This window comes from Pseudomonas sp. SMSB3 (assembly GCF_052041965.1).
Classification (GTDB): Bacteria; Pseudomonadota; Gammaproteobacteria; order Pseudomonadales; family Pseudomonadaceae; genus Aquipseudomonas.
Genome location: NZ_JBKGGV010000008.1, coordinates 223,205 through 239,880 on the forward strand (window position 1 = coordinate 223,205; position 16,676 = coordinate 239,880).

Here is a 16,676-nt window from a genome sequence, read left to right on the forward strand (position 1 = left end):
GTCACTTACCGAAAAATAAGGTGCGGGACACGCCAGGTGCAGCACTGGCGCATGAGATGCGGCCATGTTGCAAGCGCAGGCCGCACAAGTACAGTCAAGGATGTTGATAGTGACTATCGAAGCGCTGTGGTGTTCGATCAGGTTAGCGCCGTCATCACCGCGCGTTGGTAGGCGGGACGCGCTTTGAGGCGCTGGTACCAGGCTTCGAGGTGGTACAACGGCGGGCGCTCGATTGGCATTTCGAACCAGGCGTAGACGAAACTGCCCAGCGGTATGTCCCCCATGCCGATGCGTTCGCCGGAAAGGTAAGGCTGCGTGGCAAGCGTCTGGTCGGCGATGGCCAGCAGTTGCGCGCACTGCTTGTGGGCAGCATTGATGGCGACCCAGTCACGTTGATCCTCCGGGGTGCGCAACAACCCCCAGAACAACGGGCGAAACGGCGCGGCGAAAGCCGATGTGGTCCAGTCCATCCACTTGTCGGCCAGGGCTCGCTGGCGTGGGTCTTCCAGGTACCAGCCCTGCTCCGCGCCGTATTGGGCGCACAGGTAGCGCACGATGGCATTGGACTCCCACAGCGTAAGGTCACCCTCTTGCAGCATTGGCACCAGGCCGTTGGGGTTGAGGGCTCGGTACTGCGGCTCGTCGACCACACCAAAGGCGCCACCGGCATCGATGGACTGGAAATCCAGGCCCAGCTCGTGGGCAATCCACAACGCCTTGCGCACGTTGCTCGAATTCTTGCGGCCCCAGATCTTCAGCATGACAACGTCCTTTTCAGTCAACAGGTGGCTCAGTCTACTCCAGCGCCTGCTTGTCTGTACTGACCCACGAACAGGCCGATACGTCCCCTGCCGAGCTGAAACTCCTGCTGCCACACCCTGTCACTGTTCTGACCCTGCCGTTCTCAGTGTTGCGACTAAGCTGTCCTGGACGGCTCAAGCCCCTGGTTCCAAGGAGGACCGATTATGTTGCTGTTGTGGTTGGTAGTGCTGGTGATCGGCACGGCGTACCTGATGCACCGGCGCCTGCCGTCCCTGCAGATACTGGGCATCGTCGCCGCTTACGTGCTGTTGATGGGTATCTTCAGCAGCGTCCCCGGCTGGTTGCTGGCGCTGATCTGGGCGGTGCTGGCGGTCAACCTTGCGCTCGTCGCGCTGCCGCAATGGCGCCGCAAGGTGTTCACGGCGCCTATCTTCAAGTGGTTCCAGCGCACCCTTCCGCCAATGTCGCAGACAGAACGCGAAGCGATCGACGCCGGCACCGTCTGGTGGGATGGCGAGCTGTTCAGTGGCCGTCCCGACTGGCGCACTTTGCTCAGCTACCCAGCGCCTACGCTCACCCAGGAAGAACAGGCGTTCATCGACGGCCCGACCGAAGCCCTGTGCGCCATGGTCAGTGACTGGCAGATCGGCCAGGATCTCGACCTGCCGCCCGAGGCCTGGGCGCATATCAAGGAAAACGGCTTCTTCGCCCTGATCATCCCAAAAGAATACGGCGGCAAGGGCTTCTCTGCCTACGCCCACTCCCAGGTGGCAATGAAGCTGGCCACCCGCAGCGGCGACCTGGCCTCCACTGTCATGGTGCCCAACTCCCTGGGCCCTGCCGAGTTGCTGTTGCATTATGGTACCGATGAGCAGCGCAACCACTACCTACCACGCCTGGCGCGCGGCGAGGACATCCCCTGTTTCGCTCTAACCGGCCCGCTGGCCGGCTCCGATGCCGGCGCCATGCCCGACACCGGGGTGGTCTGCAAGGGCCAATGGCAAGGCGAAGAAGTGCTTGGCCTGCGCCTGAATTGGGAAAAGCGCTACATCACCCTCGGCCCGGTCGCCACCCTCCTGGGCCTGGCGTTCAAAGCCTACGACCCGGAACATCTGCTGGGCGAGGAAGAAGAGCTGGGCATCAGCCTGGCGCTGATCCCCACCGATACCCCCGGTGTCGACATTGGTAAACGCCACCTGCCGCTGGGCGCTGCGTTCATGAACGGCCCCAACAGTGGCAAGGATGTGTTCATACCGCTGGACTTCCTGATCGGCGGCCAGGCCATGCTCGGCAAGGGTTGGATGATGTTGATGAATTGCCTGTCGGTAGGCCGCTCGATCTCCTTGCCGGCCGTGGGCACGGGTGCTGCCAAATACACCAGCCTGGTCACCGGTCAGTACGCCAGCATCCGCGAGCAATTCAATGTTCCGCTGGCCGCCTTCGAAGGTATCCAGGAATCGCTGGCGCGCATTGGCGGCAACGCCTGGCTGATGGACAGCGCACGCCTGCTGACCGCCAAGGCGGTGGACCTGGGCGAGAAGCCATCGGTGCTCTCGGCGATCCTCAAATATCACCTGACCGAGCGTGGTCGGGAATGCATCCAGCACGCCATGGACGTGCACGGTGGCAAGGCCATCATCATGGGCCCGAACAACTACCTGGGGCGCAACTGGCAAGGGGCGCCGATCTTCATCACGGTCGAGGGGGCGAATATCCTTTCGCGCAACCTGATGATCTTCGGCCAGGGCGCTATCCGCTGCCACCCGTTCGTGCTCAAGGAAATGGCCCTGGCCGGTCGAGAAGACCATGACCAGGCGCTGCGCGAATTCGACGGCCTGCTGATGAAGCACATCAAGTTCGCTGCTGGCAACGCGGCGAGCACGCTGGTGTTGAACCTGGGACTGGGGCGCTTGGAACACGTACCGGGCGATGCCCTGAGCCAAGGCTATTTCCGCGCGCTCAACCGCCAGGCGGCAGCCTTTGCCTTGCTGGCGGACCTGTCGATGATGCTCCTGGGCGGTGCCCTCAAACGCCGCGAGCGCTTGAGTGCGCGGCTGGGTGACGTACTGAGCTATCTGTACCTGTCCAGCGCCGCGCTCAAGCGTTACCACGACCTCGGCTCGCCCGAGCACATGCAACCGTTGCTACGCTGGGCCATGGAAGAAAGCCTGGGCCAGGCGGAGAAAGCCCTGGACCGGCTGCTGGACAACTTCCCCAACCGCTTCGTCGGTTGCGCGTTGCGCGTGTTGGTGTTCCCCTTCGGCCGCCGCCATACCGGGCCGAGCGATGAACTGGATGCCGAAGTCGCGGCACTGATTGGCCGCAGCAAAGGAGATCCTGCGCTGGAGGAATTGCTAAGCGGTTGCTACCGCCCTGCTTCAGAAAGCGACCCTGTCGCAGCACTGCAGCGGGCCAGCGACCTGCTCGCCGACACCGCTACGCTGAGCAAGGCCCTGCACCAGGCCATCAAGGAAGGCAAAGTCCAGCCAGCACCCGGCCAGCCCAGCATCGACGCCGCAGTCGAGGCAGGTGTGCTGCAACCCGGCGATGCCCAGCGGCTGCATGCGGCCGAGCAAGCGCGAAGGAAGGTGATCGATGTCGATGCCTTCGATAAGGCGCAGTTGCTCGGCGAACCTGGCAAGGTACGCTGACCCTTCGCTAGCGACGGGGTGCGGCGTATACTCCGCACCCCGTTTCAGCCATACCGAGGACCCATTCCATGGCCAACCCCAACCTGGAATATCACCTGCTACTGCTTCAGCACCTGCGCACCATCCTGGTGGCGCTGGGCGAGGCGGAGCAAGTGCCGGAAGAAAGCCACGCCCTGTTCCTCGAACGCTTCGACGAACTGTTGACGCTGTTGCCGCAGGCGCCGCTGGAAAGCCAATACCTGGGCCAGGATCTGATTTGCCAGGTAATCCAGCGTTATCCGCAAATCGCTCATTTGGTGCCACGTGACCTGCTCTGGTTCTTCGCTGGCGATTGCCTGCACTTCATGCCAGACGACGAACTGGACCTGTACCAGCGCCTGGAAGAGCTGCGTCATGAGGCCGAGCAGGCTGGCGAAGCGTTCGATTGGCAGCAAGCCAAGCAACAGCTCAGCCTGGCGACCCAGCAGCAGCACTGACACCGAGCAAGCGCCCCGCAGCAGAGGGGCGCTTGTGACTTGCGCCTATACCCCGCCACTCAACAAAATGTAAAATGCTTATCCCGTTCACTGTGTAACTTATTCCTACAGCTCCGCATTGCACCCCTACCTAGAATGAGCGCCGAGAACAATAAACGTGTCTTCATATAACGTGAAAACCGCGTCTATCTGACTCGCAATGATACTTATCAACTCATCAGGTTCAGCCATGAAAAAGTCTGTAATCGCAGTGACAATCGGCCTGCTGTCCGGTCTGATTGGAAGTTCGGCATTTGCAAGCTCGGTGTTTTTCGAGGGCCGCATTACTCCGGAAACGTGCCCCATCGAAATTGTCAATCCAGAAGACGGCAGCGTCGATAATCGCCTGGCTATGGGTGAAGTTCCACAAGGCCATTTCACCGCTGCCGGTAAGGAAGTCAACGGACCGACGTTTGCCGTGCGCATTCCCGACAAGGCCAGCTGCAACATTACTGAAGACCAAGCCAATGTCACCTTCGAGGGTGATCCCGATGGTTCCGGTAATTACTTTGCAGTCGCGCCGGTAGTGGGCGCCGCGAAGGGCGTGTCGATCGTGATCCGGGATATCACCAACGCCTCCATTGCACCAGGTGGCAAATCGACTGACTACGACCTGAACAGCACTGGCGCAACCGACCTCAAGTTCCGCGCCGCCTATATCTCTACTGCCGCCACCGTGACTGCGGGCCCCGCTTCGGCCCACGTACGTTACACCGTTGATTATCTTTAAATACCGGTAGCACTCCTGCCTTAGCGATTTGCCGGTACATCCGGGCGTATGCAGTACGCCCGGACTCCATGGACTTTCTATATGAATAATTCACGTTGCGCGATCGCGCCAGCGCGCGCTGTTGTGCGCGCTTGCCTGGCAGCAATCCTATTGACTGCCCCCCTTACAGGCCACTGCGCACTGACACTCAACAACACGCGCATTGTATTTGACAGCGACAAACGCAGCACTTCGGTCGTTGTAAAGAACCCTTCGACCAGTCGTTACGCCGTGCAGGCCTGGATCAATACCGAGGCCGACGATGAGACCACCCCGGTTCCCTTCATCATCACCCCGCCCTTGTTCAGCATCGTACCCACCAGCGAGCAGCTTGTGCAGATAAACAGCCTGCCCAACACGTTGCCGCAAGACCGCGAATCGCTGTTCTTTTTCAACATGCAGGAGATACCCAACGTCAGCGAGCAGCCTGGAAACCAGCTCAATATCGCCCTGCGCACGCGAATCAAGTTGTTCTATCGGCCGGCTCAGTTAAAGGGCACGCCGATTGAGCAGTTGCAAACCCTGAGGTTCTCGGTGGTGCAAAAGCAAGGCGAAAAGTGGCTACGCATTCATAACCCTTCGCCGTTCTACATCACCTTCATTGGCCTGGCAGCCTCCACGCAGGGGCAGACGTACAAGCTCGACGCTCCCCCCATGGTGGCACCACTTTCCGAGCACGATCATGCGCTGGCGGGAACGCCTCTGAGCGCCGATTCGACAGTGCGGTTTTCCGTGATCAATGACTTCGGCGGCCATACCGAACCCCTCACCCAGCCCATCGCCACGACTCACTGATGCCCGGCATCGTCGCAAAGCAAGGAGTCGACACATGCCTTTCTCTTCAAAGCGCTTGCTCTTGATCTGCAGCAAGCACACCGCTTCATGGCGTCTGGCTTATGCTGTGGCCGGGTTGATGGCCATCCCCCTGCACACCGCCGCTCAAGAAGTGGCATTCGATGCAGGCTTTCTGCGCACCATGCCTGGCCGAGCCATCGGTGCCGGTGAACAGGCCTTGAAGCTGTTGCAACAATCGGCCCTGCCACCTGGCCGTTATGACGTAACCGTACTGGTCAACCTGGAACCTGTCGGCCGGCATACCCTGGATTTTCATGCGGACAGTGAAGGCAAGCTCCAGCCTTGCCTGGCGCCAACCCTGCTCGCTGAGTGGGGATTACGTCTCGAGGCGCTGCAGGACGGCGAAGCCGTGCAGAAAACCTGCCTGCAACTGCCGCGAGCCGTGCCCGGCGCTCAGCTTGACTTCAAGCCGGAGCGCCTGCGCCTGGCTATCTCGATCCCGCAGATTGCCATGCGCCGCGCCGCTGACGGTAGCAGCGACCCGTCCCGCTGGGACAGCGGTATCAATGCTGCCTTCATCAATTACACCGTTTCGACATTGCGGATGCACCATCGCCAGCAGGGCCATCACAGCAACGACGACCTTTATCTGGACAGTGGGATCAATCTGGGGGACTGGCGCCTGCGCACCAACCAATCCTGGAGGCAGGACAGCGACGGCAACCGTAGCTGGACGCGCACCCGCACCTACGCCCAGCGCGACCTGCCCGGCACGCGTGCCAACCTCACAATTGGCGAAAGCTTCACCGACAGCGATATCTTCAGCGGCGTTCCCATCACCGGTCTACAGGTGGCCTCGGACATGGGCATGCTGACAGATACCCAGCAGGGCTATGCACCGGTCATCCGCGGCGTGGCGCAAACACGTGCCAAGCTCGAGGTGTGGCAAAACGGCTATCCGATCTACTCCACCTACGTAAGTCCTGGCCCGTACGCCATCGATGACCTCAATGTCGCCGGCAACGGTGAGCTCGAAGTGGTGGTGACCGAAGCCGATGGCCAGGTACGCCGATTCGTACAACCCTACGCCTCACTGGGCAACCTGCTACGCCCCGGCGTATGGCGCTACAACGCGACCATCGGCCGCTACAACCCGGCGGCGCGTCACGACAAGCCGATGCTGGCACAGGCCACGTTCAGCACAGGCATGGAGTGGGACCTGACGCTATACGGCGGCTTGATGCTCAGCGATCACTACCGGGCAGCGAACCTTGGTATCGGCAAGAACCTGGGCAACCTGGGAGCGGTTGCGCTGGATATGACCCACGCCGACAGCCAGATCGATGCGGCCGACCAGACCGAGGCCCAGGGCCAGAGCTATGCCTTCAAATATGGCAAATCGTTCGACTTCGGTACCAACCTGCGTTTTGCCGGCTACCGTTACTCCACGCAAGGCTACCGAGACTTCAGCGAGGCCGTGCGCCAGCGCAGCCAACCTGGCAATTTCCAGGGCAGCCGCCGCAGCCGCCTCGAGGCATCGGTGTATCAGCGCCTGGGCCAGCGGCACAGCCTGAACCTGAGCTTTTCACAGCAGGACTACTGGCAACGCAATAGCACCCAGCGTCAGTACCAACTGAGTTTCAGCACCTACCACGCCGGGCTCACCTACAACCTGTTCGCCTCTCAATCGCTGACCGACAACTATGGCAGCGATCGTCAGTTCGGCTTGAGCGTGTCCATGCCCCTGGACTTCGGGCGCTCCGCAAATGCCACATTGGATTGGCAGAAACAGCGCCAGGGCTATAGCCAGCGGGCTGGCCTGAGTGGCACCGCCGATGATGGCCAACTGAGCTACAACGCGAGCCTGAGCCAGAATGAACGCCACCAGCGCAGCGGCGCGCTCGCGCTGGGTTACCAAGGGGCGTACGGCAGTGTCGGCACCGGCATCAGCCAAGGTACCGACTATCGCAGCGTCTCGCTCAATGCCAGCGGCGCGATGCTGTGGCATGCGCAAGGCGTCGAATTCGGCACATGGATTGGCGACACCGCCGGACTTGTCGAAGTACCCGGCGTTGCAGGTGTGGGGGTGCAGAACAGCGCAAGCGCCACGACCAATGCGCGGGGCTATACCATCGTGCCGTCCTTGCAACCCTATCGTTACAACACGTTGTTATTGCAAACCGACACCCTCGGCCCAGACGTGCAAATCGACAACGGTACTGCTCGGGTCATACCGCGCCGTGGGGCGATCGTCAAAAGCACATTCGACGCCCGCACCATTACCCGCCTGGTCCTTACCCTGCGTCATGCCGACGGCAGCCCGCTACCTTTCGGTGCCTTGGTACTCGATACCAAGGGTGAACAACTTGGTTTGATCGGCCAGGCGGGGCAAGCGGCCATGGAAACCACCTTGCGTGCCCAGACCTTGACCTTGAGGTGGGGCAAGCGCGGCGACCAACAATGCCAGGTCGAACTGGATCCTGCAGCCCTGCAGCTCAACCAAGGCTACTACCTGCAGGACTTGACCTGCAGCCAGCCAGCTTTCGAGGAAGCGACATGACCCTATTTCCACGCAGCGTCCTGGCCGCTTTGCTGTGCCTTGCCGGACCGATGAGCCAGGCCCTGGCCGATGCGGACCCACAAAGCTACTGCCGGTGGCTACCAGGTTCTTCGCCGATGACCATGGAATACAACCTCGGTACCCGCTACGTTCCACTGAACGCCAGGGTGGGGGACTTCATCGGCCCGCCAGACAAGGGTGTGCCCATCGTCAACAACGAGCGATACAAGCTTCAGTGCCGTAACGAAGGCGATGTGGTGATGACCTTCACGCTGAACGCCAGCCGTCCACCTATCGTGCTGGGGCACAGCGCAACCAGCAACCCGATCATCCCCACCAACGTACCCGGTATCGGTGCAGTCCTGCGGCTCGAGTCCCCCTTCAGTGGGGATGGCACTTCGGACTTCTTGCCGGTGGCTGGCTCGACCTATGTACCGTTCGTGGCACAGCGAAAGGAACGGCATTACTTTAGCCATTTCGAACTGTACGGCATGTACCATTTCGTGACGCTGGTGAAAACCGGCGAGCTGCCCCCTGGCATCCATCATGTGGATGCCGAGATGTTCACGGGTCATCTGGACTTCAACAACATAGGGTTGGCCTTGAGGTACCGCCTGCGCGGGACCGTTATCCAGTCTCAGTGCAGCATTGGCCACGATGCGGTCATGCCTAATCCTGTCGACCTGGGTGAGTGGGAGCAATCGGCGTTTACCGGCCCAGGTTTCACGACCACACCGGCTGCCTTCCAGATCACCTTGTCGGCCTGCCAGACCGATCCGGACCAGAACGCCGTCGCCACGCTGGAGCTCACCGGCAAGAACGGCTCAACGCCCATCGGTCCAGGGGATCAAGGCGTACTTGGCTTGACCACTGATTCCGATGCCCAAGGGGTCGGCATTCAGCTACTGAAGGAAGACGGAACCCCGATGCCACTGGACAAGGAGCAATCGATGGTCGCCTTGAGCAATGGCACCACCGTGATGAAGCTCAAGGCCCACTACATTCAAACCGAGCACCGCGTCAAAGCAGGCAAGGCGAATGGCGCACTGAACTTCACCGTACGCTATCGCTGAGCTGACCACTGGGAGATGCACGCATCTCCCAGTAGCCTGTCGAGCTAGTCGCCTGAGGTACCGCTAAGCACATCCTGAGCATCGTAGTGATAGCTCACCTGTTCTCCGGGTTCGTTGGCACTGCGCGCTGGCAGCGTTACCGAGACCAGCCGGTTCAAGGCATCGTACTTCAACATGCGCTGCGCCTCGTCCAGCACCATGTTGCCATTGGCGTCGTAATCCAGGTTCACCACCTTGGGCAGGTAGTCCTTGTGGGTGTTGGTAAAGGATCTCAGTTGCGCCGGATCCTCACCTTTTGCAGGGTCGCCACAGGTATAGACGGCCCGATTGCTTCCCCCCTCGAATGTTGTGACGACAATCTTGATGTTGTCCAGGTCATCGAAGCTGAAGATTTGCCCCTTGATTTTCTTGCCATAGGGATCAACCGGCCAATAGTGCGCATCGGGCTGCTCTGGGTCAGCACTTTCTGCTGCTCTGCAGGTGTAATTCACCAACCGTCCGCGTAGGTCGTAACCATAGGTCTCGTGACGCAATTCACGGCCATCTTCCTTGAGCGTGCGCCATTTCAGACAGTCGTATTCGTCGTAACATTGCTCCAAGGTCTGAACCACGTTGCCAAAATCGAATGTGCGCAATACTTCGCGCTCATACGCATCGTATTCCAGGCTGGTTTTCAACGTATTACCGGTTTGCTCATCGCAGGTGGTGATGGACTCACTACGGCCGAAACTGTCGTAAACAAAGCTGGAGCGGATAAGTACCTCATCGTCTTCGGCCATTCGTCGCACCCTGGCCCTCGTCCTAGTAGAGGGCGCTTCGGGATGCAGGCGGGTTTCCTCCAGCTGCCCGAAGGCGTTGTAATCGTATTGCTGCACCTGCCCCGTCACATCGGTATAACTGCGCAAACGGCTGCGATAACTGTGGTCGTAAAGCATCGCGTAGACCTGCCCATCCACGGTACGTGTCTCGGTCCTGGCATCCCCATTACTGAAATAAGTGCGGGCGGTGGCCTGCCCAGGTACATCGCAATCCAGCAGGCGTGCATTGTGTTTGTCGAATCCGAAATTGGCAGGCTCGCCTGCCACCTTGCGCAGGGTAGGCTCTTCGCCCACGCTCAGGTCGTATTCGTAAGTGACCACCTCGCCGCTCGGGACGATCATCTCATAAGGCTGGTTCTGCCCCGAGTGGTAGTGGAACGTCTGTTTGCGCCCACCCGTGGTGGCACTGGTGCGCCGGTCAAGGCCGTCGAATGTCTGCTCGCCCAACAAAATCTTGTTGACGCTGATACTCACGGGCAAATCTTCACGGCTATGGCTGGCGAACGATCGAACCACTTTGACGTTGCCTGGCAGGGTATGCTCGACCAGACGCTCGAAGGCATCGTATTCATAACTGTTGATTCGCGGTTTTGCTCCCTTGCCGTCGATTTCCTTCAATAACCGCCCCAAGCCATCATAAGTGAGCACTTTGAGGCTCTCTTGTTCGCGAACCCGGTCTTCCTTTTCCACGTAGCGCTCGACACGCGTCGGTTTTTCGAACAGGTTGAACCAGGTTTCAGTGACCCCGCTGCTCGTTCCATCATCCCCTACCCGCCAGTTGAACTGGATCGGCCCAGCTGATTCTCGGGTACCGATCGGGTCCATCTGCTCATGGGTCTGCACGCCATCCGGGCCGATCACACAGCACTGCTCGCCCCAGTCGTCGTACTGGTACGTGCTTTTGAGCTCGAGAAGGCGCTCGCCCAGCCAATCGACTTCCGTTTCTTCCACCAACTGGCCCAAGCCATCGTACGCCGCGCGATAGATCGGCCGTGGCGCACCGGCGAACACCTTGCTGTCGACATCATCACGCTCTTCATGAATGGCCCGGTTCAGGCCGTCGAAATGCGTTGCCGTCTTCACTTGCTTCACATCGAAGGCCCACTGGTGGGCCTGCTCGTAATCGTTGCCACAGAGGAAGTACTGGTACCTGCGCGACGCTTCCGAGTCCTTGCCCGGCGCCACAGTCTCGCGGGTCACACGGCGCAGGGCGTCGTACTCATAGCGGATCTCGACGTCGTTGTCATCGCGGTTGAGCAGTGGCTGGTCGAGCAGGATCGAATGGTGCAAGGTGATGACTTTGCTCTCGCCATCGAAGCCGGTAAGGGTTTGCACGGTCTTGAGTACGGTTTCACCGGCCCGGCTGTCATTTTCTATGCAATAGGTAAAGGTGGTGGTGGTAATTGGCGGCGTCTGCTCATTCCCATGTGCCGATTTCTGACTCTGCAGACGGCCATGTTCAAACGCATCGGCAGGCGTTTGGTAGTACTCGAAATGGGTTGCCTCGAGCAGGGTGTCTTCGCCTTCGTAGAGGTTTTCGTCCTCGACCATGTGCACCCCAGCGCCCCGCCAGTCATGATCGGGATCGCTTGGGTCGTACAGCGGGTCATCCAGGTTTGGGCACAGTTTATAGGTGTAATGTTGGCGTAGGACGGGGGCCTGGCCATCGGCCTGGGCCGGTCGCACGGTCTTTTGCTTCAGGTGGCGCCTGAAACCAAAAGGATCTGGAGGGCAGTCTTCGCCCTCCCCTTCTGGCGGGTACCACAGGCTTTCTTCCCGAACACCGGTTGCCAACGTACGCTCGGTAAGATTGCCATCGTTGTCATAAACGCTGTTCACCTCCTCCATCCGTGGCGTACGTACGCCCCCGGCGTCGCGCCAGCGGCGCCGCTCTTTGGTTACCAGCTGGAAGTTGGGAGGTTGGTTTTCGAACGGCTGCTCCTCGTCCCCACCGTAATCCTGCAGGGTTTCCGACACGGCGTCGCCCTGGCGGGTGACCTCGGAGACCAACAAGTGAAAGCGGTTGAACTGGCGTTCAATGGTTCGCACTACCTTGCCATCTACCCAATGCTGCTGGATGGAGCCGTAGTAGTAGCGGCCGTTGTAGCGATACAGGTTGTCCTGGCCGTCATCCTCATGCCAGGCGACGCTATCATCGCCTAGGAAGTTGCGCTTGCCCCACCCACCCGGTGCATCGGACTGGTAGGAATAACTGACCTCCATTTCCGGCTGGTCGAAGCGAGGTCTGGTGACATGGCGTGTCACCCGCGGCAAGTTGGGGCGCCTGGCACTGCTGGGGAAGCGGTGACCTTCGTCCTCGTAGTAGAGATCTTCCTGGGCACCGGTGGGGGTCTTGACCCGGGTGATGTACATGTAGTCCTCGAACCCATACTCGTACCGCCAGCTGGCCTGGTTGCTGGTGGGCAAGGCCAAAGCGTCGACCCGGTTGTCGCTGCCCAGATGCATCACGAACTTCGCCAATGGCTCCCCACCATCCCCCTCATACGGGTACTCTTGAATGGCTACCTGGGTGCTAGTGCGCACAAGCCTCAGCAGCGGGTTGCCCTGGGCATCGTCTACCCACTCGAGCAACTTGTAAGCCTGGTTGAAGTCGCTATAGCGCAACTTCACGTGATGCCCAAGCGCTGAGCGAATTTCCACCGGCAGGGCAATCCATGTGTTGCCGACCTGCATGCGCTCGAGTATTTCCACCAGCCCCGAACGGTGCACCACTCGTAGCTGGGTAATGCCACTCAGTGGTTGCTCTCCCACTTTGTAGACATGAAAGCTCGCCAGCTTCTGCTCTGGCATGAACAGGCGTCGGTCCTCACGGTTGGTATCGTTGACCCGGAAGGCTTCGCCAGTACTCAAGGCCAATACCTGATTGTGCGGCGTGTACTGCGACAGCTTCAGGTCCCAGCCCCTACCGAAACCCGAGTCGACCAGGTTCAACGGGTTGAATGCCAGGCGAAGGGCAAAACCTGGCCCTTGCAGGTCGTTGGCCTTGAGTTCCGGCAAGTCGATGGCGACCGTGTATTGCCCGGTTCTGGGGTCGACGCCGCCCTGAATGAAACTCATGAAATTGAACGCATTGGAATGAACTGACGTGGCTTGAGTCATCACACACACTCCTGGACTTGAACACTCATAGAGGGCTGCCCGAGGTCAAGGTCGGTCGATCGTGAAACAGGACAGTTTTCCGTCGATGTTGCCGTGGTCATAATCCTCTCGCGTGAGTTTCAACCCCGGGACGATAATCTGGCCGGCCACCATCCCTTTGAGATCAGAAATGCGTTTCCAGTTATCCATCGTCAGGGGGTGTTTGTAGGTGATCATTTCAAACTCCCAGTCTTTTTTTTTCTTGTTGCAGTCCTTTTCTGAGCTCAACATGATCTTCATTGCAGAGGGCACGTTTTCGAACATGTAAAAATACGCTTCGTCATTCTTGCAGTCCATGTCAGCCAGGTTGTAGCTGCCCGTGTGGTTCCATGACACCGTTTTCGTACAGGTTTTGCCGGGCGCGTCGTTCGAGCCTTTATTAGCGAATTTGATGGTCGCGACATTTTCCTCAGTGGTCGACGCTGCCAGCGACCGCGTGCCCCCCTGTAACAGCGCCACCGCCAACATTGCCGTGCACATCCAAACACGCTTATTGATTCGTTTCATGATCGGTACCTCCAAGTTGCTCTTGGTCTTGATCGGAACGCTCGGGCTCTGCCCAGGCGCGCAGGTACGCCGCTGGAGTCGCCACATGGCGCAAACGGTTGCGGTGGCCTACGGTGCTTTCGGACAAGTAGGAGACGCGCAGGTAGTGTGGATTTCCTAACTTGTCGCGAAGCGCCAATTGAATGCCGTCCTTCAACTTTTCACGGGTCTTCGGATCGCTTTTAGCGAAAGAAATATTGTCAGTACGGTGATTGCTTATGACCAATGAACCGGGGGAATAAACATTGCGGTTAACGCGAATACCCGCCAGCAGTGACGATTGCACACCCAGGGCTTTACTTAATTGCCCGTGGAATGCAATGTTCTGCTGACGTGCAGCGCCCGGTGCTTCGAAAATAAAACCGGTGTAACTGCAATATTCTTCATAGTCGTGCTCGCTCTCCCAGGCCAGCGTACTCAACGCTGGCGTCGGGTCGTCGACAGAGTCCGAAACCACCTCGCACGACATGAAGGGTGAGCCAGGGTATTGCAGCTTCCAATAATCCACTGTTTTGGGATGCAAGTAGAATTCGTCATCGTCCGGCCTCGCCGGCACTTCCTCGCCCTGGCCGCCGCCATCCACCCGATAGCCAATGAAGCGATAATCGCTGTCGCTGAACGACGGAACTTCTCGCGTGGTGACTTCAATTTTGTTATCGAGTCCAGTTTTCTCATCACTGGAAAACCACTCGCCGCTGTCCTTTTGCAGCGATGTCACAAACTCGCGTACTTGGCTCGAGCGGGAGCGGCCATGCAGATAAAACGCCTGAAATTGCTCATCTGCCAGGATGTCTTCCTGCGCTGCCTCAGCCAGAGCGCCAACACTCGATTGAAATTGGTTGGCTGTAGCGCGCAGTGCCCATGCCACCCCGCCCACCACTCCATCCTCCAGCCCTTCGCTGGTTTCCGGCATCATTTTGACGTTTTGCTTATTTACCCTGTCGGCGATGACGATACTGGCCAGCTCGTTGACACTCAGCGGAAAGTACTCGCCACCCACTCGAGACGTCTGCACAGTGATTTTTACCGGCATCTGCTGGAAGCCATTGCCATACAGCGAGCCTTTGCTTCCGTTCTCAGCACCTCCGGGAACGGTGATGCCATGCTTGGCGAGCGACTGCCAGGTCTTTTCAGGCACAAGCTCCGATTGCTCCACAAGGCTGTAATCCGTGGCAAAGATGACCCCGTTATGCACCGCTTCACAGACCACCGCGCTGGTCCGCGTGGTGCGTTCAGCTGAAGCGGTGAAGCGCCCGTGCTGATCGACCTCGCCCGGGCCTGACAGCACTCGCCAGCGCCGGCGCATGTTCGGCAACATCGTGCCGCTCAAACCAAGTTGACAGCTGGTGGTGCTTTTCAGGCGGGACACGAAATTGGGCTCTACCCCCAGCAACTGCTGGGCGTTGACCATGAGCAATGCGGCCGCCCCCTCGTCACCGTCCTTGGCAACCACATGCTGGGCCAACAAGGTGCGTTTACGCCGTTCGGCATCTGGCTGGAAAGCGGCTGACTGGTCATCGATCACGGTCAGTGCACCTGCCACCACGCCATCGAGCTGCCACTGCACCTTATTCCCAGCCCCCCATGCCGACAGAGGCACCTGCTCGCGCTCTGGCGGCAGGCTGATCACGCGCGGCATCATCTGCAGGCGCTCGAACGAAACCAGCAGCCGCGCCGAAGCCCGGTAGGTCTCGCCGGCTTCGTCATATTCGGCGGTAACCACCACGGGCAGAACTTCATGCCCAAGGTTTTCGTGGCTTGCTGCTCTATACAGGCCATTAGGGCTGATCACGCCTTGGCTGGCCGCCGTGTGGCTCTTCAGTCCAACCGCTCGCCAGCGATGGGCCGAGACCTCTCTACCCTCTCCATCGAGCAGCTTGAACTGCAGTTTTTCATCGGCACCGATCACCTGCCCGTTCGGCTCTACGGTAAAGCGCGTACGCTGCGGGTTGATGTTGCCGAAAATCGCCAAGTCGTGAGGGGTGTAGCGCGACCGCTCGATGAACTCGTAGTCGGCAGGAAACAGCAGGCTGTTGAGCAGTACCAGGCGCTCCTCGGTTGCATAATCGAGATGACGCTTGGCCAGCACGACAGTGGCGGAGTAATTCCCATCGGGCAACAGGTAAGGGTAATTGAGTGAGGGTGACCCACCATTAGCGGCGTCAGCTTGCACCCGGATGAACACCAGCACGGCACCGTCACCGTAGTTCTGCGCATTGCGCAGGCCCGCACCCGGTGCAGCCTGGGTACGAATGATGAATTCCTGAGGCTTCAGCGGGCTATGGCCGTCGAGGTCCAGTACACCGAGTTCGAATCGGCTACGGCTGCTGGGCATCTGTCTGAACCACGCCTGCAAAGCCTTGAGCAGCGCAACATTGAGTTGTGCATCCTCAGCGAACAGGCTGCAGCTGAACTTGCTGCCCCTGGATAGATCGAGCGTCACCCGCCCCGTGTGGTCGACCGAGCCGCGTACCAGCGCCAGGTCAATATCCATCTCCAGTGAGTAGCCCATGGCCTCGTTCAAGGTAAATACCGAGAACATGCGGCTGTCGGCGCGAGAACCTGCGGTGCACGAACCGCCGACGATATTCATGCTCAGACGAGCCCTGGAGTTACTGACCGACGCATTGCTGAACGACAGTACCGGGGTGCCGAACTCGATGGCCTGCAGTTTCACACTGGCCCCAGCCTGACTGGCCCGAGCAGTGGGCTGTGCACCGACGGTATCGATATCCACGGTCAGCCGGAACTTGCTTTGCTCAACTTGCTGCGCCTGCACCGCGTTGATCACCTGAGGCTGCTGTTGCGCCATGCGCGCTGCAAGCATTTCACTGGCAGTGGCAAGTTCAGTGGTGAACGGCGGCAGGTAACGTAGCTCGTGCAAACGCTCGTTATACTGTTGTTGCAGCAGACGGTTCAGGCGTTCGCGGCTATAGATCGCCACTGCACTCCAGCCAAGGGTGGCCCTGCCCTGCTTCATGACGGACAGGATTTGTTCCAATGAATTAGACATTGATTCATCCTCGCG

10 protein-coding genes are annotated in these 16,676 nt (G+C 59.4%); 6 read left to right on the forward strand and 4 right to left on the reverse strand.

The window, feature by feature from the left end:
- Positions 1-137 precede the first annotated feature (137 nt).
- Positions 138-761, reverse strand: coding sequence for a glutathione S-transferase (locus tag ACLEJW_RS15295; protein ID WP_313298223.1), 624 nt, complete (start codon positions 759-761; stop codon positions 138-140).
- Between the two features lie 204 nt (positions 762-965).
- Between ACLEJW_RS15295 and ACLEJW_RS15300 the strand changes: the two genes are divergently transcribed.
- The 6 genes from ACLEJW_RS15300 (at position 966) to ACLEJW_RS15325 (ending at position 9,125) form a co-directional block, all read left to right on the forward strand.
- The gene (locus tag ACLEJW_RS15300) at positions 966-3,413 is read left to right on the forward strand and encodes an acyl-CoA dehydrogenase (RefSeq protein ID WP_440777841.1); all 2,448 of its coding nucleotides are present in this window, start codon (positions 966-968) and stop codon (positions 3,411-3,413) included.
- A gap of 68 nt (positions 3,414-3,481) precedes the next feature.
- Entirely contained in the window at positions 3,482-3,889 is a 408-nt protein-coding gene (locus ACLEJW_RS15305; RefSeq protein WP_145193089.1) for a PA2817 family protein, read from the forward strand.
- Positions 3,890-4,118: 229 nt separating this feature from the next.
- A complete protein-coding gene (locus ACLEJW_RS15310) occupies positions 4,119-4,658 on the forward strand; it encodes a fimbrial protein (RefSeq protein ID WP_313298215.1) in 540 nt (179 codons plus the stop codon).
- Positions 4,659-4,739: 81 nt separating this feature from the next.
- Positions 4,740-5,492 carry a fimbrial biogenesis chaperone gene (locus ACLEJW_RS15315; protein ID WP_440777842.1) on the forward strand — a complete coding sequence of 251 codons (753 nt, stop codon included), beginning with the start codon at positions 4,740-4,742 and terminating at the stop codon, positions 5,490-5,492.
- Positions 5,493-5,526: 34 nt separating this feature from the next.
- Positions 5,527-8,052, forward strand: a complete 2,526-nt coding sequence (locus ACLEJW_RS15320) for a fimbria/pilus outer membrane usher protein (protein WP_313298210.1) — start codon at positions 5,527-5,529, stop codon at positions 8,050-8,052.
- On the forward strand, positions 8,049-9,125 hold the full coding sequence (locus ACLEJW_RS15325) for a fimbrial protein (RefSeq protein ID WP_313298207.1): 1,077 nt from the start codon (positions 8,049-8,051) through the stop codon (positions 9,123-9,125). Before ACLEJW_RS15320 ends, ACLEJW_RS15325 begins: the two co-directional genes overlap by 4 nt.
- A gap of 44 nt (positions 9,126-9,169) precedes the next feature.
- On the opposite strand, the gene ACLEJW_RS15330 is transcribed toward ACLEJW_RS15325, so the two are convergent.
- The 3 genes from ACLEJW_RS15330 to ACLEJW_RS15340 are packed head-to-tail and all read right to left on the reverse strand — an operon-like array spanning position 9,170 to position 16,661.
- Positions 9,170-13,063, reverse strand: a complete 3,894-nt coding sequence (locus tag ACLEJW_RS15330) for a hypothetical protein (RefSeq protein WP_440777843.1) — start codon at positions 13,061-13,063, stop codon at positions 9,170-9,172.
- Between the two features lie 45 nt (positions 13,064-13,108).
- The gene (locus tag ACLEJW_RS15335) at positions 13,109-13,609 is read right to left on the reverse strand and encodes a hypothetical protein (protein ID WP_313298201.1); all 501 of its coding nucleotides are present in this window, start codon (positions 13,607-13,609) and stop codon (positions 13,109-13,111) included.
- Positions 13,593-16,661 (reverse strand): hypothetical protein, encoded by a 3,069-nt coding sequence (locus ACLEJW_RS15340; RefSeq protein ID WP_440777844.1) that lies wholly within the window; start codon positions 16,659-16,661, stop codon positions 13,593-13,595. The genes ACLEJW_RS15335 and ACLEJW_RS15340 overlap by 17 nt, the downstream gene beginning before the upstream one ends.
- Positions 16,662-16,676 lie beyond the last annotated feature (15 nt).

Coding starts and splice junctions, on each gene's coding strand:
- ACLEJW_RS15295 (WP_313298223.1), bottom strand. CDS start 761: ATGCTGAAGATCTGGGGCCGCAAGAATTCGAGCAACGTGCGCAAGGCG.
- ACLEJW_RS15300 (WP_440777841.1), top strand. CDS start 966: ATGTTGCTGTTGTGGTTGGTAGTGCTGGTGATCGGCACGGCGTACCTG.
- ACLEJW_RS15305 (WP_145193089.1), top strand. CDS start 3,482: ATGGCCAACCCCAACCTGGAATATCACCTGCTACTGCTTCAGCACCTG.
- ACLEJW_RS15310 (WP_313298215.1), top strand. CDS start 4,119: ATGAAAAAGTCTGTAATCGCAGTGACAATCGGCCTGCTGTCCGGTCTG.
- ACLEJW_RS15315 (WP_440777842.1), top strand. CDS start 4,740: ATGAATAATTCACGTTGCGCGATCGCGCCAGCGCGCGCTGTTGTGCGC.
- ACLEJW_RS15320 (WP_313298210.1), top strand. CDS start 5,527: ATGCCTTTCTCTTCAAAGCGCTTGCTCTTGATCTGCAGCAAGCACACC.
- ACLEJW_RS15325 (WP_313298207.1), top strand. CDS start 8,049: ATGACCCTATTTCCACGCAGCGTCCTGGCCGCTTTGCTGTGCCTTGCC.
- ACLEJW_RS15330 (WP_440777843.1), bottom strand. CDS start 13,063: ATGACTCAAGCCACGTCAGTTCATTCCAATGCGTTCAATTTCATGAGT.
- ACLEJW_RS15335 (WP_313298201.1), bottom strand. CDS start 13,609: ATGAAACGAATCAATAAGCGTGTTTGGATGTGCACGGCAATGTTGGCG.
- ACLEJW_RS15340 (WP_440777844.1), bottom strand. CDS start 16,661: ATGTCTAATTCATTGGAACAAATCCTGTCCGTCATGAAGCAGGGCAGG.